Annotated in this window: 13 protein-coding genes; 1 reads left to right on the top strand and 12 read right to left on the bottom strand. The window is 42.6% G+C overall.

The features are described from left to right. Nucleotides 1–52 precede the first annotated feature (52 nt). On the top strand, nucleotides 53–2,083 hold the full coding sequence (locus tag IQ294_RS01380) for an S-layer homology domain-containing protein (protein WP_203332226.1): 2,031 nt from the start codon (nucleotides 53–55) through the stop codon (nucleotides 2,081–2,083). 80 nt (nucleotides 2,084–2,163) lie between these two features. On the opposite strand, the gene IQ294_RS01375 is transcribed toward IQ294_RS01380, so the two are convergent. The 12 genes from IQ294_RS01375 to IQ294_RS01320 all read right to left on the bottom strand — a co-directional run bounded on the left by IQ294_RS01375 (nucleotide 2,164) and on the right by IQ294_RS01320 (nucleotide 23,800). Then, nucleotides 2,164–4,110, bottom strand: coding sequence for a S8 family peptidase (locus tag IQ294_RS01375; RefSeq protein WP_203332225.1), 1,947 nt, complete (start codon nucleotides 4,108–4,110; stop codon nucleotides 2,164–2,166). Between the two features lie 272 nt (nucleotides 4,111–4,382). Next, nucleotides 4,383–5,453, bottom strand: coding sequence for an S-layer homology domain-containing protein (locus IQ294_RS01370; RefSeq protein WP_203332224.1), 1,071 nt, complete (start codon nucleotides 5,451–5,453; stop codon nucleotides 4,383–4,385). Between the two features lie 243 nt (nucleotides 5,454–5,696). Continuing rightward, on the bottom strand, nucleotides 5,697–7,298 hold the full coding sequence (locus IQ294_RS01365) for a hypothetical protein (protein WP_203332223.1): 1,602 nt from the start codon (nucleotides 7,296–7,298) through the stop codon (nucleotides 5,697–5,699). Between the two features lie 279 nt (nucleotides 7,299–7,577). Then, the gene (locus tag IQ294_RS01360; protein ID WP_203332222.1) at nucleotides 7,578–12,107 is read right to left on the bottom strand and encodes an endonuclease; all 4,530 of its coding nucleotides are present in this window, start codon (nucleotides 12,105–12,107) and stop codon (nucleotides 7,578–7,580) included. Between the two features lie 109 nt (nucleotides 12,108–12,216). Beyond that, a complete protein-coding gene (locus IQ294_RS01355) occupies nucleotides 12,217–12,381 on the bottom strand; it encodes a hypothetical protein (RefSeq protein WP_203332221.1) in 165 nt (54 codons plus the stop codon). 658 nt (nucleotides 12,382–13,039) lie between these two features. Beyond that, the gene (locus IQ294_RS01350) at nucleotides 13,040–13,264 is read right to left on the bottom strand and encodes a hypothetical protein (RefSeq protein WP_203332220.1); all 225 of its coding nucleotides are present in this window, start codon (nucleotides 13,262–13,264) and stop codon (nucleotides 13,040–13,042) included. A gap of 494 nt (nucleotides 13,265–13,758) precedes the next feature. Next, entirely contained in the window at nucleotides 13,759–14,931 is a 1,173-nt protein-coding gene (locus IQ294_RS01345) for a coiled-coil domain-containing protein (protein WP_203332219.1), read from the bottom strand. A 424-nt stretch (nucleotides 14,932–15,355) separates the two neighbouring features. Then, entirely contained in the window at nucleotides 15,356–15,847 is a 492-nt protein-coding gene (locus IQ294_RS01340; protein ID WP_203332218.1) for a hypothetical protein, read from the bottom strand. A gap of 937 nt (nucleotides 15,848–16,784) precedes the next feature. After that, nucleotides 16,785–19,682 carry an S-layer homology domain-containing protein gene (locus tag IQ294_RS01335; RefSeq protein ID WP_203332217.1) on the bottom strand — a complete coding sequence of 966 codons (2,898 nt, stop codon included), beginning with the start codon at nucleotides 19,680–19,682 and terminating at the stop codon, nucleotides 16,785–16,787. A gap of 492 nt (nucleotides 19,683–20,174) precedes the next feature. Next, on the bottom strand, nucleotides 20,175–21,704 hold the full coding sequence (gene murJ / locus IQ294_RS01330; RefSeq protein WP_203332216.1) for a murein biosynthesis integral membrane protein MurJ: 1,530 nt from the start codon (nucleotides 21,702–21,704) through the stop codon (nucleotides 20,175–20,177). A 1-nt stretch (nucleotide 21,705) separates the two neighbouring features. Then, nucleotides 21,706–22,434 carry a WecB/TagA/CpsF family glycosyltransferase gene (locus IQ294_RS01325; RefSeq protein ID WP_203332215.1) on the bottom strand — a complete coding sequence of 243 codons (729 nt, stop codon included), beginning with the start codon at nucleotides 22,432–22,434 and terminating at the stop codon, nucleotides 21,706–21,708. Nucleotides 22,435–22,528: 94 nt separating this feature from the next. Then, nucleotides 22,529–23,800: a nucleotide sugar dehydrogenase gene (locus tag IQ294_RS01320; RefSeq protein ID WP_203332214.1), complete on the bottom strand. Its 1,272-nt coding sequence runs from the start codon at nucleotides 23,798–23,800 to the stop codon at nucleotides 22,529–22,531. Between the last annotated feature and the right edge of the window lie 8 nt (nucleotides 23,801–23,808).

The following is a 23,808-nucleotide window of genomic DNA, read 5'->3' as shown; positions in this document are numbered from 1 at the left end:
TCCTGCCGGCTTAAATCCGGCGGGAAAATTTTTTTGAAAAAGGAGTTTTCATATGACAGCCAGATTAAAGATTTTCACGACTCTCCTGGTATTCACTTTACTGCTTGCATCTTTTGCCCAATCGGCTTTGGCCACAGATGACATTACCGGCAATACGCATGAAAAGGAAATCCGTGAATTGGCCGCTTTAGGAATTATGAATGGTTACGGCAATGGTATTTACAAGCCCCATGCAGATATTACACGCGGTCAATTCGCTGCACTTCTGACCCGCGCATTGAATTTGGAGCCTGCTCCGGAAGGCATCTCCTTTACAGATCTCACTAAAAGATCCGGTGTCTATAACGAAGTTTTGGCTGCTGCCAACGTCGGACTGATCACGGGATATCTTGACGGTTCATTTAAACCCGACGCGCCTATCTCCCGTATGCACATGGCAGTATTGGTGAAGCGGGCCATGGTTTTTCTGCAGATGAGAGAAAAACCCGCAACAATGAATTTTGAAGACATCTCCACCCTTATAAAACCTTATCAGGAAGCCATCAGCAATAATGTGGCCTATGGCATTTTCCATGGTGAAACCATCAACGGCAAAGTTTATTTCCGTCCTCTCGAAAACGCAACGAGAGGCCACGCAGCATCTGTCACTTCACGTTTATTGGCTGCAGCTCTGGGTGAGCGCCCTGCCCCGGAACCTCCGGAAGAGCCGGAAGAAGAGCCGGAAAAACCTGAAACTCCGGTTGAAAGCAACCTTTTTCACCTTGGGTATGTAGTGGATGGCAAATTAGTGAAGCAGGAATATGGCCATAAAGACTACGCAGACGCTGCATCATCATTCAGCAGCACACCGACTGCCAAAGCCATCATCAAAGGAAATGATATTATCCAGATCAAGAGTGGTGTTCTTTACGGAGATTCAGTGAGAAATGGTGTCAAACAAGTCACTACAGTCTATTATGACACTCGTTTCACACAGCAAGCCACTTACATTGAACATGGCCGCGAACTGCGGTATATCAGCTCGAACGCGGACTATGTAAAAGTACAGGCTGGTGGAACTATCGGCTATGTGAAGCAGAACGAAGTGAATTTTGTCCCTTATGAAATGATTACGAATCGTGATTATTATATAAAAAACAAGTGGGGTACATTAGAGCATTACCAATATAACTATGTCAATAAATCCGGGGCGACACATTCCATCGGACCAGCTCCTGCAGAAATGGCACAAGGCGTTAAACATTACAGCTATGACGGCGTGAACTTCTCCGACGAGAAAGGCAAGACCCTGTTCCAGCACTACCCATATTTCCAATACCAATCCGTCCGTTCTAAAACAAGTTATACTGCAGAAGAACTTGACTCGTTCATCATGGGACGCCTTGCAGAACTGAACAGTTCGTCCGGGACGTATAAAGACGCCATTACCAGATCGAAATTGATCGGCAAAGGAAAGTATTTGATCGAGACACAGAACAAATACAACGTCAACGCCCTGTTCATATTGGCTGCAGCTATGCATGAAAGTGCCTATGGCATGAGCGCCAACGCTCAAAATAAAAATAACCTTTTCGGCATCAAAGTGTTCGACAGTAATCCGGATGCCGGCGAAATGTACACTGAACCTGAAGACAGCATTGAAGCTTTTGCAGTCAGATATATGAACACCAACTACGCAAATCCGCTCGGTCTTTATGCGAATGGTGCGGCTCCTGGCAATAAAACATCCGGCTTCAATGTGAAATACGCTTCAGACCCGACATGGGGTTCGAAAATCGCCGGTCACATGTTCCGGGCTGATCTAGCACTTGGTAAAAAAGACATCAACAAATACCAGCTGGCTCTCACGAATACACCTTTGACTAATGTGCGTGACCAGCCGCTCGGCAATAAACTTTATCAATATAACCGTACAGATCTGGGCATCAACAACTCACTTGGTTACCCTGTCATCATTATCGGCGAACAGAAGGCCACTGATAATTATATCTGGTACAAAGTGATTTCCGATTTAAATCCTAACGACGACAAAAATAACGGCGTTGCATGGATTCGTTCTGATTTGCTGACGAAGATTAATTGATTCGTCAATCGGAAATGACGATCTGAAAGTAGACTTAAAAAAAGACGGACCGCGAATTGCGGTCCGTCTTTTTTGATGTTCTATTGAATATTCTTCTGATTTTCCTGCCATTCAAAAGCACGTGACATGAATACTGCGAAATGGGCGCGCGTCACCTTCTCGTCCAACTTAAATTCTCCGTATGAGCCGGTTGTAACTCCTGTATGATAAAGGATTGAAATATAATCATTTGCCCAATGGCTTTTCGCTACATCAGGAAAAGGATGTTCCCCATCTGCCTTCAAATCAAAAGCCAGCACCAGTATTTTAGCCATCTGTGCACGCGTCAACTCCTCTTTAGGTGCAAAGCCTGTTTCATTGCCGCTGAAAATCCCTGCTTGCTGGACCGCTTTGATAGCATCGAAATAATGATAATTTTCACTGATATCCGGGAAAGGCGAATATGCTTGAATGACCGGTAACGGGAAGGCACGATCCAGCATTACTGCAACGTGTTCACGTCGGATGCGATGAAACGGTTCGAATTTACCTGTTGCCGTGTATCCGGTAATAACTCCTTTTGACGACATTTCACGGATTTCATCATATGCCCAATGTTCTTCAGTAACATCTTTAAATGGAGCAGCTAATACTGTTGGCCCTTTTTCAACAGACACCTGCATTTCCGCTGTCAGATTCCCGTAGCTAGCTGTAATCTTTGTGTTTCCTTCAGCAAGGAAAGTAATGCGGCCTTTTTCAACTTTCGCAATACTTTCATCTGTAGATTTCCAAGCTACATATTCGCTCATATCCACATTTTTTCCATTTTTCAACCCTATTATGGCTTTAGCGGTTTTAGCAAGACCTTCAATTCCAACAATGGATGTTTTTTCAATATGGAGTGTTTCAGCCGGATTTTTTGTGGCAGTCTTGCCGAATGCAGGCATGTCATAGGCAGCAGCTTGGATCATACCTACGCCGAATATGGGATCCCATCCTTTCGCTCCTAAATCCAGCGCATTATCAGGAAGAACCGAGCGCACCTGTTCGTTCGTCAATGATGGATACGCCTCTTTTATTAGAGCTGCCTGGCCCACAATGTAAGGTGTCGCCATTGATGTTCCACTCATTGTCATATAGTTCTTATTCAAATATGTGCTATTAATCGCTACTCCTGGAGCCGCAATCTCAACTGCTGGCCCAGCAGCCGAAAAATGCGCGCGATTTAATGATTCGTCAACAGCTGATACCGCAATGACTTCATCATAACGGGCAGGGTATTCTACGAGATCTCCAGCAGGATTTGCAAATCCTCCATTTCCTGCTGCAGCAACCAGAATCATATCCTGAGCATGAGCTTTTCGGATAATCTGCCTGAAAGCTTCTGAATCCTTGGTCACGCCCAAGCTTAAGTTAATAATATCCATATCATTTGCAATTGCCCATTCAATGCCTTTAATAACATCCGCTAAGTAAGCCTTATTATTTGCATCAAAAACTTTGATCGCATATAGGCTTGCTCCCGAAGCAACGCCTTTTATCCCAATGCTATTATCCAATGCCCCTATAATGCCTGCGATGTGCGTACCATGGCCGCTGTCATCAATGTAGGAGTTTGTATAGCCGACGATTGAAACACCACCAGCGACCTTTAAATCAGGATGTTCCGCAATACCAGAATCAATCACGCCAATTTTCACATTTTTTCCTGTATAACCAGTATTCCAGGACAGCGGAGTTCCGATTTGCGGAATGGCCCAACCGATCTGCTGAATATTCCCTTGTACAAGGATATCTTCTTCTACATGTGCCACAAAATCCGACTCTTTTAACCTCATGATCGATTCTTCTGATGCAATAATCGACGCTGCATTTATATAATCGTACGTTTCTGTTACGATTCCATCCAATTCCTCTATGGCCTGCTGCTCGCCGCCTTCTTCAAAAATGACAATAACCCGATGCATTTCCGGCTCTTCCGCCATAACAGTTGTATGTAAACCCATTCCTATGACAATAAATAATAAAAGTCCAAAAATTCTTCTCATCTGCCCCACCTCACTATGCTATTTAATACGTTAGTTGTATATACCCTTATTTTTTATAAATATAGCTAAAATAAACGTACTAGGACAAAATTTTATCTAATTCTTTTTAAGTATAGCATGTAAAAATATAAGGTTTACAGAGCTGATAGGATCATATAAGCATTGTTTATATCCTTATCGATTCATGTAAAACTTTTATTTCCTTGATATTTGAACAATAAAAAAACCGACAGCGTATCTGCTGTCGATTTCTTCTATTGCTAGTTTTTGATTTATGAAACGAAATTGAATGTATAAGTTTCAGTTGTTACATCAGTACCGTCAGCATAAGGGATTTCAACTGTAATATTCACAGTATTTTCCATACCAACCGCCATGATAATAGCCTCTTTAGCTGCCTGTGCTCCCGAAGCTACATTGCCTTCGCCATCAGAAATAGTATAGGCAGTTCCACCGATTGTAATTTTTTCGATTCCTTCGTCAGCTAATGACTGGAAGAAACCTGTGCCGCTTTCTTCACCATCTTCAGGAGCATCAGCCGGAACAGAGATGTTGAAAGTGTTATCTTTAGCCGGATCTACTGCTACGTCAAATCCGAATTCTTCTCCAACGCTGACAAATCCGCCCATTGCAAGTTCAAATGCTGCAACAGCTTGTGAAGGAGTTTCTCTGTCTTCATTATGCTGAATTTCATAAGCGCGAACTAGGAAAGATGCAAATTGAGCGCGTGAAGTAGATTCTTTCGGACGGAAAACTGATTCCGTTGTAACACTGTTTTCAGATAAGATATCGATATAGCCACGGTATTGGCTGTTAGCCGAACCGTTGTCCGTAATTTTCGAAAGATTTCCAGGACGATCTTCTAATCCGAAGCCATTAACAAGCACTTGTGACATTTGCTCACGAGTGATCAGTTTTCCAGCCATCAAATTATTGTTATCCCCTCTAAAAATACCCGCTTGCTTTACGATCAACGAGAACGTGTAAAGTTCCTGGTCTTTGATCGTTGAAGGAACATCTTTAAAAGGCGGAACATCTTTAAGATCAAATTCGCTTAGCGGTTTGCCGCTTGAAGCGACAACATACTTACCAAGTGCTTTTACAACTTGTCCGCGTGTAACCATTTGGTTCGGTTTAAAGGTATGATTCGGGAAACCAGTCATGATCTTATAATCCAGCGCTTTGTAGATGTTCGGGAAATGAGAGCTCTTCGGGTCTACATCCGAATAAGAAACATCTGCGTTCGTGCTTACTTGTGCACCTGCTGCCGGAGCTACTGCTGTCGCCACCAATGCTAATGCTGCTGCACTGGCCATAAATTTGTTGCGGTTGTTTTTGATCATAAATAAATTCCTCCTCATGTTATAAGTGTTCATCTTGCTTTGCTCCCACATAAAAGCAAAAAGTATTCAGTCTGCAAATCAACATTTTAATAATAAATGTAATTCCATGTAGAATTTTACCATACTTAAAATAATATTTCTATATTTTACAAATTTAAAAATATTAAAATATTATTTATTGCAAATTTCTCTTACAATAGAAGTTCCATTTTAAAAGGATTGCCAGACTTTCTCAATAATGCATCAGGACGCTTCTGAATAGCTGATGTTTCTGTTATTCAATAGTTCAATCGCCTTGTCATTTAATTGAATGTCTACTGCCTCTATATACCCTAACTTCGAATCAATTAACTCATTAAAATAATTATTTTGTTCCATGCCAAGTTCTTCGAACAATTCTTGGGTTTCTAGTAAGTCTATTAGAGTCAGATGTGGATAATCATTGCCCTCGAATGTACCATCCGGATTCACTTGGTACCATAAATCCCCGCTCTCGCGGATCCAGCCTCCATCCTGCTCCCCTAAATATTCGATTCCTTGAACGATATTACTCGCAGCATTCAAATATTTGTCATCTTCAGTGTTTCCGTAAGCTGCCAGAAGAATTTTCAAGCAACCCAATTCGTGGTTCAGAGATGCATGAGTGATCGGGGTCTCAGGATCTTCATCGAAATAATCTACAATCAGAAAACCTTCGCCCGCTTCAATCGTTTCGCCAACTTCAATACGGCTCAACAAGTAATCAGCGTAAATTTCAACCGCAAAATCTTCCTGATCAATATCCGCATCATAAAGTTCTGCAGTTTGATCCAAATAAAAAGCAACATACTCGTTAAAACGCGTATCTACATAGGTTGCAGTAATACCGTAAGAATCTTTAAGCCATGTACTTGTGTATTCGGTCGGCCACCGAGTTCCATCATACTCCTCGAAATAATTGATAAGATTCGCCCGGGAGTTTAAAATCATCGATTCAAAAAATACGGAAGGAGTATCTGCATTCCATCTCAGGGAAATATTATCTTCAAAACGTCCTATTGCACGGCCATAACCCATAGGTGTATATGGTTCCAGTGAATGTGGCAATTTCGTAAATGGCCCGTCAGATGTCAACCAATTCAATTGCTGTGTCTGATTGTGGAGAGCAAAATCTATCCAGTCATCTTCAACTTCAGCCGAATCAAATAAATCTTCTTCTGATACCAGCAGCCATGATTCAGCAATTTCATCCTTCTTCAGCCAGAATGATTTTTCTATGGAATCGTCCTTCAATTCCAATTCACGTACTTCTTCCTGTAATTCACGCACATAACTTGAATCACCATTTTCATATTCCTCTATCATTTGAGTGGAAATATATACATTACCCTGCAATATATCTCCACCTTCAAATTCTATTTTGCCAAATGGATTAACAGTGGGATCTGTGCCAAAATCTTTATGATATTCATGTTCGACCACGACAGGATTCCAATCTTTATGATTGATTTCCCCAAGCTCCTGCACCGCTGTTACCAACGGAAGTGGAATAAAACTCTCATTTATGACCCGTTCAAATATAAACTGTGAGCCATTTCCCAGGGTCCGTTCAGTCAGTTCAAATGCCCCTATATCAAAGCCTAACAAACTGAGCTTTCTCGTATGTATAATATCTATTACATTTTCAATTGAACGCTCTGTGATTTCCGCTTCTTCGACCTTCATGAATAATGGCACAGTAACTGACACACTAAATTTTTCTGAAGCATAAACTTGCGTTTCATTCTTCAAAAAAACAAATGCCGCAACTATGAGTGCTGCTACAACCAGGATTAAAGTGACAGCAGCCACTATCTTCTTCCACATTTAATCACTCATCTTTCTATTATAAATTGGACCTGGAACTAAAAAGCCAGGCGAATCGTATATCGTGTATCTTTGATATATTTTGGCATTCAATTAATTGGTTTGAATGTCCAACAGGCATTAAGATACCTGAACATTATATCATAAACTTGGGAAAAAATTTGATGACTGATCAGAAAAACGCATGACTGAAGCCGGTTAAAATTATCACTTATAATCTATAAAACAGAAAAAAGCACCTGCATTCGCAGGTGCTTACCTTTTTTTATCGATTAAAATTCAGCTCGCATCAAAGATGGATGCTGCCCATTCCGGATGATCGACGAATGGGTTGCGGTTGCCTTGGAAGTCCTGGATCTTATCGTTACGGGTGCGTTCCCACTCATCGACAGGATCTTGCTCGTGCCACTCAAGAAGCACTGAAAGTTTGCCATGGTATGGGTTGCTTCCGTTGTTCAAGCGATCGTTCAACTCCAGGTCAACTTTGTCGCCCGGCTCGTAGCGGACAGCCATGTAGAACAGCATCCGCGCTACGTCGCCCTTCACATCATTTGGTGGCTCCCATGATACGCCGGTGACACGTTTACACTCATCACAGCGTGGAACGGAAGAACCGCCGTTATCGAAGTCCAGGTTGCCGCGTGAGCTGTTCACTTGGACGTCCGTCGGGCGCAGGTGATGAATGTCTGTGCCAGGGCCTTTGCTTGTGCCGAAGTCACCGTGGGATTTCGCCCATGTGTGCTCGCGGTTCCACTGGCCGACATTGCCGCCGAACATGGACTTGGCACGTGATTCGCCTGAGTAAAGAAGGAGAACGTTATTCGGGTTGTTCGGGTCTTCGTCAGTTACTTTCAAAGCATCGCGGGCTTCAGAATATGAAAGCTCTCTATGCCCATCGATGATTTCGTGCAGAGCGTCTTTTAATGCCTGACCTTGTTTTCCATATGCATCCGAGTAATACGGATTGTCGCCTGGCTCGGAAACTGCTGGTGTAATTGTCACCGAGAATGTAGACGTGACAGATTCTTCACCATCAGTCGCCGTTACACCGACGATGTGCGTGCCGGCTTCAAGGTTCAGCGTTAATGCAGATCCGCTGACTTTCCCTTTAGTTGCATTAAATGTCAAAGCATCGCCATCCGCATCATTGAAGTAGTCCTTCAACTCATATGTAAGCGTTTCGCCTTGTTTAGCAGTTACATTCAAGAATGGTTTTGTTACAGTTGGTGCCTGGTTATCAGAAGGAATTGATGGAGAGCCGACTGGCTTTCCATCAATTGTGTAAAATTTAATCGCATCTGCGTCTGCACCGTTGATGTATTCAATTTTTTCAACGTTTTCAGCGCCGCGGATTTCGGAAACGTTCGGTCCGTCAATAACGACATGGCCAACTTCAGTTCCTTTGAAATCAATGATCGCGCCAGCTTCTTTCGGGTTGATCGTCACTTTCGTATCAACAAACCCTGCTCCGTGGAACTCAGCGTATTTTCCAGTGAAGAAGACACCTTCCGCGATTTCGGAAGCTGCATCCAATGTAATGGAAACGCTTGGACGGCTGATTGAAAGTTTCTTCGTTTTCAAGTTCGTGTACGTAAATGAACGTTCTGGCTCGATCGGTTCAACAGTTTCACCGTCATCACCAGGAGTCAGATCTACTTGAACCATAACCGGATCGTGGTCGCTCGCGCGTCCTGCCATATCCGTGAAGTCCGCGTTGATGTGAAGAACGTCGATTTCAGTATTTGCGACCATATTATTGGATACAAGGATATGATCCAATACTTGTGAATTTCCTTGGTAAACGTAAGAATAGCGATCTTTCGCTTCCACAAGGTTAATCATGTTCGTCATCAATTCGCCTTCGTGGATTTTCAATGGATTTGCAAATTGGAAATCGTTGAAATCTCCGACAGAAACGATATTCGCTTCAGGATTATCCTGTTTGATATCTTCTACGAAATCGTAGACGATTTTTGCGATTTCATTGCGTTGCTTTTCACTGCCAAGAACTGGTGGCTGTTGTGAACCGAATGTCGGTGTGTCGCCGCCTTTAGAGTTCCAGTGGTTCGCAATGACAACTACACTTTCACCCTGGAAATCGAATTGTGCTGCAAGCGGTTTGCGGCTGCTGTCGAATGCAGCATTATTCGGATCGATGCGCCCTGGGTTATGCGTCAATTTGCCGTCTACATAGTCGACAGCTGTTGTTGCGCTTCCAGGATTTTCTCCGCCTGTTACCGATACGCGGTCAGGATTGTAAAGGAAACCGACACGGATATTCGCGTCCGGTGCGCCGCCATCTGCATTGTTTACCGGATCAACGTTCAAGTATTCATACTCGACGCCGCCAGCATCTTTGATCGCCTGGATCAAACGCTCGTAGCTTTGTGCAGCTTCCGGGCCGCCTGGGCTTTGACCGTTATTGTCCTGTACTTCCGTTACCCCGATGATGTCCGGGTTTTCCATATCCTGAGCAAAGGCACGTGCTAATTTCTGAGCTTTGTCATTCGATGTGGAAGATGTATTGTTCGAGAAGTTCTCAAGGTTATACGATGCAATTGTCAATTTGTCTTCAGCTTTAACGATAGTTGTTGTTTCAGGCTTTGTATCGCCTTCTACGTGTTTTGCTTCCATTTCATCAAGAGAAGCGTAGATTTTGTAGTTTTGGTACGAATATCCGACGACACCGACAATCGGGCCTTCGAATTTATCGCCGGTCGCCACTTCAAAATCACGTGCTGGTCCGTTCGGCTCCAGGCGGAACTGGATGCGTTCAGGATTTTCATCATTTTCTTTCAGAAGCAGACCTCCGTGAATCGTGTCTGTCTCTGAACCTTCAAGAACTGTGACGAGGTCGCCGTTTTCCTGTGGTGAAACAGCTTTCACAGTACCAACTTCTACGCGCATCGCTTCAAGGCTTTCCCAGAAATCGATGGCGTCTGTTTCAGGATTGAAAACTTGCAGGTAGTCGCTGTCGATAGCAGTCGGGATATTGCTTTCGTCAATCGTGATCGGTTCTGGAAGTGCTACGCCACGCTCAAGGACTTGGACGTTGCCTCCGCGATCATCACGAACGTTGATCTGTGTCGTTTTCAAATCAGTTTCCTGACGATCTCCAAATCCATCAATTGCATACTCACTCACTTGTCCAGTAACGGACACAAGGTCGCCGATAGATACAGGCCATGCTTTATTGCCGCTGTAAAGTGTGATTGCTTCAGATGTCTTCGGATCGTTATCCGCCAACGCATCCAGTGTTTGGATATGGTAATAGTTCGCGCCATTCAATACATAATGGTATGTCACGACTCCTTCAATGCCATCCACTGTCTCGCCATCGAATGAAGAGCTGTGGCCCGCGCCTTGGATGTCATGGATCTGTAAGCTATCCGTCAATTTGTATTCATACGATCTTTCATCGCTGAACGTGCCGTCTGCAGCTTTCGCAATAGTTTTCAGCGTCGTATCTTCAGAGATGGTGATCGGTGCCGTGTAAACTGTTCCATTCGCTTTCGGGTCGCTGCCATCCGTTGTATAAAGGATATCCGCTCCGCTTGTCGAAGTCGACAATGTCACGTCTACGCTTCCAACGAATGTGCCGCTGCCCGGTGTTGCGATAACCGGCTGAAGAATCGAAGCATCCGCTACGATATCCGCTTCAGAACGGGGAATTACCTGATAGTCATTGTCGAACTGCTGAACGATCCCAGTGATCGAGTCATAGCTCATGCCGACTTCAAGGCCAAGCGAATTGCTCTCGTCACGGACGAGGAAATCAACTGTTCCATCGTTCGCTGTAAAGTTTTCCCAGCCGCCACCATCCTGGACGCTGACCAATTGGAGATTTTCAATCTTGACAAGCTCGGATTCTGTTTCTTCGCCAACTTCCGCTCCAGTCACAATCTGAGCTGCAGGTTCGCCAGCGTTTTCACCTTTTTTGACAACAGTCGCGCCATCAAGCTGAAGCAATCCGCGATAATCTGCGAGTGTCCCAGTCAATGTCACTTCTTCACCGATCGCGAGGCCTAGGCTTGTCGGACGTACTGCGATTCCCCCAGTCTCATCCTGAACGGAAATCGTGTTCTTTAAGTTCGCCGCTACGACGCCTTTGATCGTGACCACTTGTCCGATTTCAGCGTTACGTGCGTCTCCGATCGAAATGATATCACCTGGCTCATCCGGATTTCCTGGATCAGGATCAGGGTCACCCGGGGCAGATCCATCCATTAGATGCGTTCCGAGGTGGTCGAAAGTGTTTCGTGGGTACACGGTCCATTCTTTAGCAGGATCGAATGCATCATCGATCACTGTATCGCCTGTTGTGATGTTGGCGTTACGGACCAGTGTAACGTCTGCTTTATTATTAACGCGTGCGCCTGCTTGGCCGATGGAATCAATGATGGTTCCACCTTTACGCAAAACGACCGGGTCATCTCCGTTAAAATTGATGACAGTAGAGTTCGCCAAATCACCCACCGCTTTGATCAGATCATCCGCATCGTTGTGGTAAGCGACAAAAGTATCACCAGGTGCCAATGTTCCTGACAAAGCGAGTTTCTGATTAGCTTCAGCTGCGCCATTTGAATGCAATTCCAATGTATATTGACTCAAATCGATGGCAGCATCCGTACCATTATAGAGTTCTATTGCTTTATTGAAGCTGGTTCCTTCAATATACTCTGAAATCAGCAAATCGGATGCGGCTGTTGCAGCATAAATAGGTGTCGGCATTACAGGCAATACAAGACTCGCTGCCAAGCCCAGGGATAATAGCGCATTAAATGGTTTTTTAAACTTATTTTTTGCCATTGCTTGTTTTTTCCTCCTCAAATTGGACAGAATAATAACCGGCAATGCATAGCTGTTTTTCCAGCGGAAAACTGCATTGCCGGTTTTTTAAATACTTAAGAAATAATATTTACTGGAAAATATCACCATCAACCACTACATCATTGAAAGTTGTATTACCTTCGAAGGCTGTAAGATCAAAATCTCCTCCAACTGTGATATTGTTCAATTCCAATGGGACACCAAGTGTACCGCCGGTGATTGTCAAAGTTCCTCTTACTGTTGCGTTTTCCAACGATGGAAGGTTTTCAATGTTGACTGTGACATCTCCATTAAAAATATTTCCGGGGAAATCACCTTCAGGAATAGTTCCACCTGGTAATTCTTCATCTGGATCTGGTTCGCTATTCCCAACTTATGCCGCTCTTCTCTTTTTGTCGCGGGTTTCGGCCTGGGCCTACACCGTACAGGCAACTTTCATCGCATACGGCGTTCCGTCAGTGGTATGTCTTTTTACTTATTCCCTACACCAACTTTACGTAATAAAAGTCTCCTAGTCAATGCATTTCGAATATACTTACAATTAATTTACACAACATTCATAATCGCTGATTTTTACAGCTTCACCTTAATGGAATCGCTTACATTAAGTAGGCGAATCTTTTCCCGAAATGGTATCTCTGATTAAAATTAGATAACATAACAAAAGCCACACACGAGAAAATCGTATGTGTAATGTAAGAATATATAATCCCTCAAGAGATTTTTCTATCTTGGGGGATTTGAGACAGATTGATAATATTAACTGGCAATGACGAAATTGAATGTATAAATGTTGTGAGTTGCTACCTCGCTGATAGGTACCGTGTTCTTAATTTTTATTCAATATTGCTGCATAAGAAAAACCCTGCCAGTTGGCAAGGTTTATTTTTTTATTCAGGTGATATTTACGTTTATTCCGTTTCTTCACTAGGTGTAAATTCAAAATCTAAAATAACGTTGTCATACCCTCGTGATTCGATAACAAATTGAAGAGATGAGACATTCTCATCAATTAACCCTTCTTCTACTATTTTTGCTAAAAGCAGTACGATTACATAATCTCCATCTATTTCCTCTTCCGTCCCTGGGTTAGGAAAAATAATATAATCAAACAGTTCTGATTCGGGTTCAATCACTAAGTCGTCTGTATAGAATCCTGTTAACTCAATTCCGTTTGCAGTAATTTTCGTAATGTTTTCAATCCATTCCTCTCCATCGTTAAACGTATAAACAGGAGCCCCGACTGCTGGGCCTAAATTTGTAAGGGATGGTGGAACATTACTGCTATTCCCGTCTTATACCGTTTCTCTCTGTCTGTCGGCTTTCGGGTCGGGCCTACACCACACAAGCGACTTTCGTCGCATACGGCGTGCCATCTGCGACTACATTTCTGAAACTTATTTCCCAACTCAATAATACTATTATAGGAATAAAAAATATATATAATTCTCACTTAAATTTTCAATTTTAAGTTATATAGTCCTTTCACAAATTAATATAGAGGAAATTAAAACAGGACAGCAAAAAGCCCTCTAACTCATTTAAGAGTTAAGGGACTCCTGCTTGGAAGTATTCAGCTTTCATTTCAGGTTTTTGATTGGCTGTTACCCGAAGTTAAGATTCACCCATATTAAAGATTAATTGGTGATACTTTCAAAAACTCTCCAGTTACTTCCCAAAGCTTAGTAGTTCCATTGAAAGTCAATGTAACCGGTACTATTGTACCGTCTTTAAAAGGAACATTAACTGTGATTGTATCTCCGGCAACTGCTTTATTGCTCGGGTATTTAAATGATAAGTGAGCTTGGGAGTTTACCCCTGTTGTATACGGCTTAGAAATTTCTATTAGTTTGTTTTCGGCACTTCGCTGTTTAAGCGTTGTTGTTATAGTATGCTCTTTCGAAAACTTAAGAATTACAGTTTGCTCTGTTTGTCTTACCAAGTTATAAGAAACAATATTTTTTACATAATCGTTAATCTTCGTTTCTTCAGCTTGGACTAAGTCTTGCAAAGCTGTTTTGATATCTCCGTTTGGCAATGAATTAACATTGCCTTTAGCAGATGTCAATCTGAGATTTGCTTGTTCGATTAGCGCATCACTCGAGAGATCTCCTGTAGCTTTTTGAAGAGCATTAACAAAACTTGCAGCAATCACAAGATCATTTGCTGCTTCCAGACCATTTACCAAATCTGTTTTCTTCGAACTTGATTTTACGCTTTGTAGCGAATTAGATGCTGGAGTGTAAGAAGCCGCAATTTCCTGGCGCTTGGCATCGTTTGTAACCAATTCTTTTACTTCATCTACAGTATCCACTTTTGAAACAAATGCTGTAACAAGTTCAATTGCTTTCGTTAATCCAGCAAGAGCTGATTTAGCAGAATCAACTTTCTTTTGTGAAGCATCTAAACGTACTTGCAAATCTGTTTTAACTGCATCTACTTCTGTTTCTGAAGGAAGTGCATTAACTAAAACCTGCGCGTTGCCAATTGCAGTTTGGGCCTCATCAATCTCAGCTTGTGTTGCTGTCCCATCCTGGGCAAGTCCATCTGCTAAATTTTCTGCAGTAATAACCGCTTGAGTTGCAACAGCATAAATTCTGTTTTGGGCTGCAGTTACTAACCCTTGAGCAACTGTTACACGAGCCTGCAAACCTAATTTAACTGGAGAAGCAGGAAGCGCGTTAACTTTGGCCTGTGCCTCGTTAACTGCATTTTGTGCCGCTGTAACTTGTGCTTGTGTAGATTGCGCATTTAGATTACCTGCTAATACTTCAGCAGTATCAACTGCTGCTTGTGCTGCCAATAAAGCTAATGCTGAATCGCTATTCCCGTCTTATACCGATTTTCTCTATATCTTTCGGCTTTCGTTTCGGGCCTTCACCGTACAGGCGACTTTCATCGCATACGGCGATCCGTCTGTTCTATATAAACTTATTTCCCTATGAAAATCATATCACTACTAGGTATTAAGTCAATATTATATTGAAATTATTTTACAATTTTTGATATATAAAATACTATTCCTATTAAATCACAAAAATTAGTATATATTTATCTCTTGTAGGTTTATTAATTATAAATATACTATTTCAACATTATGCGTTTCTTCTTCTTTACTTATTACTCGCTATTTAACAATTATTGTAGAACCCCAATAATATACTTAAAAAAAGATTCACAGCTCTTGGTGAGCCATGAATCCTTTTTCAATATTTTGAAGCCAAATTTTACTGGGCTTCTACAAGCCAATCACTTTCAATATCCCAGTTTCCATTTCCAAGGTTAGTAAACGTTACATCAATATTCTTAACGTTATCTCTGAAACGAAGATTGAGTGTAACCGTGTCTCCTGCAGCTGGAGGAAGTACCAATGAATTTTTAATATATCTTAGATATAACACATTGGCTTCTCCACCGCTTTGTACGTAAACTGGTTTATTGTCTTGTGTTCTTCCATTTGCTGTGTTAAAAATTGATGTCGATATGGAAAGCTTCAATGTTTCTAAGCTTGTTCCTTCTTCAAGGACGTCATAATAAACATATCGCGCTTCAATAGCTGCATCAAGATTTGCTTGAAGACCATTCAGTTCTGCCAAAAATTCTGTTTTGACATCACCGTTAGGCAATGCATTAGCTAGCGCAAATGCTTCATTCAATTTGTCTTGAACAGCATTTGCTTGCGCTCTAGAGAAATTACCTCGATTAAAGCTAGTATTCACTTGGCTAAGCGCTACTATAGATGCCGCTGTTTCTGTAATTGCTTCTTCAACTTCTGCAATTGCTTCTGCACTATTCCCGTCTTATACCAATTTTCTCTATATCTGCTGGATTTCGTTTCGGGCCTTCACCGGACAGGCGGCTTTCACCGCATACGGCGATCCGTCTATGTATATTACTTACTTCCCTTTAATAATTATATCATATTGCAAATAAATTACAATAATATTTAAAATATTTTACTTATTCTTTCAATTTTTTAACCATAAAAAGACCCGCCACAACAGTGACGGGTACAGGGTTTTATAAAATTGAAACATATTTTAGGGAAATAAGTTCCAGAAATTACCACAGACTGGGTTTCTTCGCTCCTGCCGGTTTTCTCCTCCTCATCCATTACTGAACAAGTACAATCGGCCGGCGATCAGCACTACTACAAACCCGCTGCCATCCTGCAGGCATCAATGGCGCTAACACGCCTCTTCAAGCAGGACTTCAAACGTTCCATTTGATTGATCCCTTGTTTTAATAACCTTAGGCTTCCACTATCCAGGCGCAAGAACGTCGGGTTTAACAGTTCAAATTAGGCCCTAACGCCGATTGGCATCTCAACTAATCAGATTTGATGTGAACTGCTAGCTTGGTTTCGCACATCAAACTACCTTGCCCTGCCTACATGGATTCGTCATCCTAGCCATAGTTATTTTTTAAAGAGCCCCGCCTCATTCCATGAGTACGACTTTACCTGACTTCGCCCTTTTGGATTGTTAGATCCGCACCGGACGCAGGAGGATTAGGCTGATGATCAATGAACTGTTCTCAACAATCGGAACTTCCCCGATTCATTCAATCAAATAGTTAGAACAAAAGCTCCCATGACAGGAGCTTTTATTCCACTCTTTTCACCTTGCGGCTTATAGAGTAACGTTTCGTTTAGTTTTATTGAGCAGTAGTTGGAATTACAACTTCGTTAGATCCGCGTAGTACAGAACCATCGTAAGAAACAAGATCTCTCTTAACGTTGATTACGTTGCTTACTCCGCTTAAAGCGCCAGCTGGCAATGTAATTACTACAGTTTCGTAGCCATTAGCTAAGTTATTATCAAGATCATATTTAGTAAATGATGTAGTAGCTGGTAGGTCTTTACCATTCAAAGTATAGTTTTCGATATCAGTTGCGTCATTTTCTCCAGTGAATTGAATTCCTTCAGTGAAGTCAATTACCACATATCCGCTTCCGTCAGTGTTAACTGTTGCTGAAGTAGCTTGGATTTCGAATGGTGTAGCATCCGGATTAACTACTGTTTTAGCAACTTTGAAAGCTTTAGTTGTCGTAGTTGCAGTATTTCCAACATCATCAGTCAATTGGCTAACTACGATAGTCCAGTCCTCGCTGTATCCAGCATCAACTAACGCTTGAAGATCTTGATTTGCAGCTACATAGAATGCTGAATCATTAGTGTCTGTGTAAGCACCAATGTTACCATTTACTGTAGCAGGTTTTCCGTCAGCATCAGTTCCAAGGAACTGAACTTTAGCTTCTGGAAGGGTGTTGCCAGTAGCAGCTTGTTGCTGGCTTAATGTAGATCCTGCATTGTCTTTACCAGCAAGTTTAATTGGCTCACTTGCAGTTACGATGAATGAATCAGCAGCTGCGTTAGTAGCTTCAATGCTTGTGATAGATGGACTAACAGTATCTGGTGTAGTCAAAGCAGAACCTGCTGCACTTAAATCTACTACAAAACGGTCATTTGTTAAGCCATTATCTGTATTTACTAAAGCTCCTTTAGTAAATACTAAACGGTACTTATCGTTATAATAGTTTTTGTTTGTATTAGAAGTGTTATAAATTACAGTCCAGTCTTGAGTCAACTCAATAACCGCTTCAGTACTTGTTGGATGTTGAACAGCTAATGGAACATTAGTTGCCGCTACCCAAGTATCATTAGCTTCGTCATAACGTTGCATTTCAAAATCGCCATTTGTTACAGCATCAACCGGTGTGTTGAAAGTAACACGGAATTGCTCAGGTGATTGAACAACCGCAGTAGCTGTTGGTGTAGTTGTGTTAGCAGCTACAGTAAAGTTCAAGTTTTGAGTTGCTCCTACGTTTCCAGCAAAATCAGTTGGAGATGAAACTTCAACTTTGTGCTGTCCAGCAGTTAAGTAAGCAGCAGTTGTGATATAAGCCATATCACGAGTATCTTCCAAAGTTCTAACATCAAATTCACCGTAGCGAACTGCGCCTGCTAGAGGAGAAGTAGCATCTACTTTGAAAGTAGCAAAATCGATAGCTTCAGAGAATTTAACCGCAACGGTTTTCATGCCTTGATTAGTAACTGCCGTAGCTTCTGGAGTACGTGCATCAGTCAAAGTGAAAGAAGTTGAAGAATTAGAAACTCTTCCGAAATCTGAAACATATCTAGCAGCAACGTTTACAGCTTTGTTGTTATCAAGATCATTAACTTTTTCGAAAATTACTTCAAGAGATTTGTTATCTCCAGCAACTGGTTTTAGTCCAAGGATAGTAATTGGAGTGTTTCCATCTTGTGTAAATGTCAATGCGCCCGCTTTAAGTGCGTGGCGAACATCTACTGCTGGAAGTCCAGCTACAGCTGCAGCAGTTACTGCTGGTCCCCATGTACCGTCTGATTGACGTGCTTGATATAGAAGAGCGCCTTCAGCATTTGTAGTTTGCACAAAATCAGAAAGTTCTACAGCTTTGTCAAAGTGAAGTGTTGCACGGTCAGCTTGATTAGATTCTGCACCTGTAAGGTTAAGAACTTCAGTTGTACCGTCGTTTACTACCAAGTTAAAGAATCCTGTTGCAGAAACTTTACCGATAAGGTCTTTATGGCCTTCTCCAGCTTCAACAACTGTTGCAGTAACTTTACCTTGAACAGCTTTGTTGCTTTGTTCAGAAGTCAATACTACTGTAGCAACTCCGTTTTGAACTGTTACAGTTTCGTTAGCGAAAGATCCGTAAGTTGCGTCAAGACCAAGAACAATGTCATCAGCAGTTGGATCAGCTTTGCCGTCAGCGCCAGTTACAGTGAAAGTAACAACTGTGTTGTCTTTACCGTCAGCAGCAAGTGTAGTTTTAGCGAATGAAATGTTCAAACCTTCTTCAATCACTTCTGGAACTTCAGGAGTTGGAACTTCTGGCACAGGATTTGCAAGTTCATAAGCGCGAACTAAGAAAGTTGCAAATTGTGCACGATTAGTATTTTCTTTCGGACGGAATGCAGATTCACTTGTAACACCGTTTTCAGACAAGATGTCGATATAACCACGGTATTGAGCGTTAGCTGAAGCGTTATCCGTTACTTTCGAAAGGTCTCCAGGAAGATCTTTAAGATCGAAAGCTTTTACAAGAACCTGAGACATTTGCTCACGAGTGATCAATTGTGATGCATTCAAGTTGTTGTTATCGCCTCTGAAGATACCAGCTTGTTTTACGATCAATGAGAATGTGTAAAGTTCCTGGTCTTTAACTGATGAAGGAACATCATTGAATGGTGTAACACCTGTAAGGTCGAATTCGCTTAGTTGTTTGCCGCTTGCAGCAACTACGTACTTACCAAGTGCTTTGACGACTTGGCCACGAGTCAATTTCAGGGTCGGTTTAAACGTATTATCCGCGTAACCAGTCATGATTTTGTAATCTAAAGCTTTGTAGATAAACGGAAAATGTGAGCTATCCGGGCTTACGTCCGAGTACGATACGTCAGCATTCGGTTTTACGTCTTGCGCTCCTGCGACTGGAGCTACTGCTGTTGCTACCATTGCAGCTGTTACCGCTCCAACCATGAACTTATTGCGTGTGTTTTTAGCCATAGAATAATTTCCTCCTTAAGTATCTTAAAAATAATTTGCCGGCCTGCGTCTTTTGACTTAATTTCAGCAGAACAGCAACTACATCCTCAGTATAGATAGCCAAGAAGAATATGTCAATAATATTACAGGAGTTTTTAGAAAAGAACAAAAAATAACTATAATAGGCAAAAACTTGAAATTATTTTAAAATAACAACAAATTGTTCACCCTTACATTACATACTTATCTGAATTTGAAAGAGAAATGACACATTTTCAGGAAAATAATTCATGTTTTTGGGTAAATAAAAAAAAACACCGGAATCCGGTGTTTTCTTCAATCGTCTCGCTCAACTATAACTATATAATGAAACGAGAAAATTATTCTATATCTAACATACTAGTGAAAAGATTTAGATTATGCAAGAATTATCTTTTATTTTTTCAGTCGCTGCGGTCTTTATACTAGAAGCCGTCATCCCAATCCTCGCAAGAACTTTCAGTAAAGTCGGCATTACAGCAGGGATTTCGGGTCCCCGCCCTTTTCAATCAGTTTTTTTGCAAACTCATTTTTAAACAATAACAGGATTGCAAAATAAATTACAGCCCCAATTGAACTAAGGATTGCAATGTGCAGGATTGAAGGCAATGTGCTGATTGCCGTCTGCCATTCAATGACCACCAATACTCCAAGCATAGCGGCTGTTGCCAGCACAATTTGGAACGTATTCTTCAACAGATATTTGGCTTCCATGCCGTCGATCAATTTCCACAGCATCGTGAATGTCACTGCAGAATAGAACATCCCTACAAGAGATGCAGACAAGGCGATACCCGGTGCACCGAATAATTGGGAAAAGATATAGTTCGAAACGACGTTCAGCAGAATCGAGCCCAGACCGATGCGCATCATCAGATGGCCTTTTTCCAATGTATAGAATCCTTTGGCGACTACCGCCTGGATGCTATAGAAGAATGTCGAACCGATATAAAGGATGGCATAGGACGCAGTCAATGCAGTCGCTTCCGGTGAGAAAGCACCGCGTTCATAGACTGCTTCCACAAGTGGTTCCATCAAGAGCCACATTCCCGCCAAGGTCGGCGTGATGAACATCAGCATGTAAAGAATGCCCTTTTCGATGCCTTTACGGAAAAATGCCATATCATGCAGCACTTTAGCCCGGGCGATGATTGGAAATGCAATTGTTGCGATCGTCACTCCGAAAATCGCCTGCGGAATATTGACCAGGCGGAACGCGTAGTTCAGATTTGCGACGACCCCTTCTTCGTTTAAGCCCGCCGCATAGAATGTGTTGACCATGAGGTTGATCTGGCCGACTGCGATCGTCAGGCCTACAGGCCAGAAAATCGCATAGAATTGTTTCACTTCTTCTTTATCGAGCGGCTGCTTCCACTTTATGAACTTCTTAGGAGTTCGGTATAGGATCTTTAATACCAATGAAAAGATCGTTCCGACGAAATAGCCGATCGGTACAGCGATGATCCCTAATTGATCGTGGAAAAGCAAAGCGAATGCGATCGTCATCAAAACGACGCTTGTTTGCGAGAATACGGAGAAAGAGAATTTGCGCTGGGCGTCAAAATAACCTTCATAAACCGCATTGATGCCGACGAAGACAAGTGATGCAAAGTAGATGACGATCGTCCATGTGGCGATGAAGAAGCCATCTTCATACTGCCCGAAGCTCGGATAGATGACCCGGACGATCGGTGCCGCAAGAATCACCCCGATTATTGAAAGAATCAGGGAAATCCACATCGTGCCTTTGGCGATATTCGTCAGATGCTCTTCCCCTTTGCCAATCGCATCGAATTTATAATAACTCGGCAGGAAGGCATCTTTCATCCCCGTCAGCATGAATAAAACGAGTGCATTCGGGATGGTCATGGCGGCTATGTAAGCATCTGCGCGATAAGAATCGCCAAAAAGACCTGCTATGACCAGGTCCCGCAGCATGCTGGAAAATTTTAAGATGAAGGTGGAAAGCAAAAATAGGATGGAAGCAATTTTCAGCTTGGACATATCAGGAACCTTCTATCTTTTTTCGCTCATTTATAACCGCGAGCAAAAACTTTGGTAAGGCGAGTTGTCGTTTCCACCTGAACGGCTCCCTTATCAAACGATATAACCATTCCAGACCAAATTTACGGAAAATCGCAGGGGCGCGTTTCACATTACCCGCGAACACATCAAATGATCCTCCGACTCCTTGGTAGACGAACGGTTTTAAATTATGCATCTCACGGATGATGAATTGCTCCTGTTTCGGACTCCCCATCGCTACAAATAGAATCGATGCGCCTGATCCATCAATCTTGTTTCGGATCAGTGCCGCATCCTTTTCGTAACCATCAATTATCCCGGCAATATGAAGAGCGGGATATTTGTTTTGCAGTGTCGCCGCTGCAGCTTCTGCCACTCCCGGCTTGCCGCCGTAAAGGAAGACGGATTCACCTTTTTCTGCAGCAGTCCTGCAAAGGTTCTCCATCATATCGATCCCCGTTACACGCTGGCGAATTTCGCCTTTGCGGAGTTTTGAAGCCAGCAGGACCCCTACACCGTCCGGAATCTGAAAATCAGCTGTCTGCAAAATCGAGCGCAGCTGATCATCCTTCCGGGATGCCATAAGTTTTTCAGGATTGATGGCAACGATAAACGACTTTTCCCCTTGACGGATCCGGCCGAAGATCTTGCTCATCAATTCTTCATAACCTTCTGTATTGACTTCTATTCCAAAAAAACGTTCTTTCATAAGGGAATCACCTGATTTGAGTTCTCACTCGGATTATTTTAAAAATGTGTCCAGCTGTCCAACTCAAAGAAGTTGAACGAATTCCGGCACTTTATTATTTACTGTTTCCTAGAAGATAAGACGCAAAGCCAGCGTCCATCCATTTCGTGCGGTCGAGACAGTTCTTTGTATCATAGACAGTCTTGCTGCGCATCAGATCCGAAATCCCTTTTGGATCCATCGCAGTAAACTCATCATGGTTCGTCAAGATAATTAGAAGATCGGCGTCACGAAGCGCCTCTTCCATTCCCTGCACTTGCGTATGGTGCAGATTCTCTTTGATATGAGGGTCGTATGAAATGACATCCATACCCAACTTCTGAAGCTCATCGATCACATCAGTGGATGGGCTTTCCCTCATATCATCCACATTCCCTTTAAAGGCCAATCCGAAAACAGCAATTTTCTTGCCCGCTGAGTTCTGTTCAGTCAAAATTCGCTGCACCTGTGAAGCCACATAAGCCGGCATGCCATCATTCGTATTGCGTGACAGGTGGATCAGTTTCGCTGTTTCCGGCTGTAATTCGACCAGGAACCACGGATCTACGGCGATACAATGCCCGCCGACACCCGGCCCCGGGAAATGAACATTGACGCGTGGGTGGTAATTGGCGAATTTGATCGCTTCCCAAACGTTCACATCCAAACGGTCCGCCATTTTGGCAAGTTCGTTTGCGAATGCGATGTTCACATCACGGTACGTGTTTTCCATGACTTTTACAAGTTCTGCAGTCGTTGCGTCGGTCAAATGGATCTGGCCTTTGACGAAGATTTCGTATAATTCTTTTGTTTTCAATGAAGATTCTTCATTGATCCCGCCGACGATGCGGTCATTATTGATCAATTCTTCAAAGATCTTACCAGGAATAACGCGCTCTGGTGAGTGGGAAACGAGAATATCCGTCCCGATTTCAAGCCCTGATTTAATCAATTCCGGCAGCATGACATCTTCCACCGTTTTCGGAGGAACAGTCGATTCCAGAATGACCAGGTTGCCTTTTTCAAGGAAAGGCACAATGGATGCTGTAGCTTTCCGTACATATTCAAGGTTTGCCGTGTTATCGCTGTTGATCGGCGAAGGCACTGCCACGATGAAAACATCGGCTTTTTCAGGTTGAGTACCGACTGTCAGAAAGCCTTCATCTATCGCTTTCTCCATCCTTTCCTGCAACCCGTTCTCTTCTATATGAAGCTGTTTATTCTGGATCATTTTTACCGCTTTTTCGTTTATATCGACTCCGTGCACATGGAGTTGGTGATTAGCGAACATAACTGCTGTCGGCAATCCAATATAACCAAGTCCGACAACACATAAATTTTTAAACATTCCGTAAC

The sequence above is a fragment of the Planococcus beigongshangi genome, from assembly GCF_016820495.1.
Lineage (GTDB): Bacteria > Bacillota > Bacilli > Bacillales_A > Planococcaceae > Planococcus > Planococcus beigongshangi.
The sequence above is the reverse complement of the archived record's forward strand: the minus strand, read 5'-3'. Positions and strand labels throughout refer to the sequence as shown.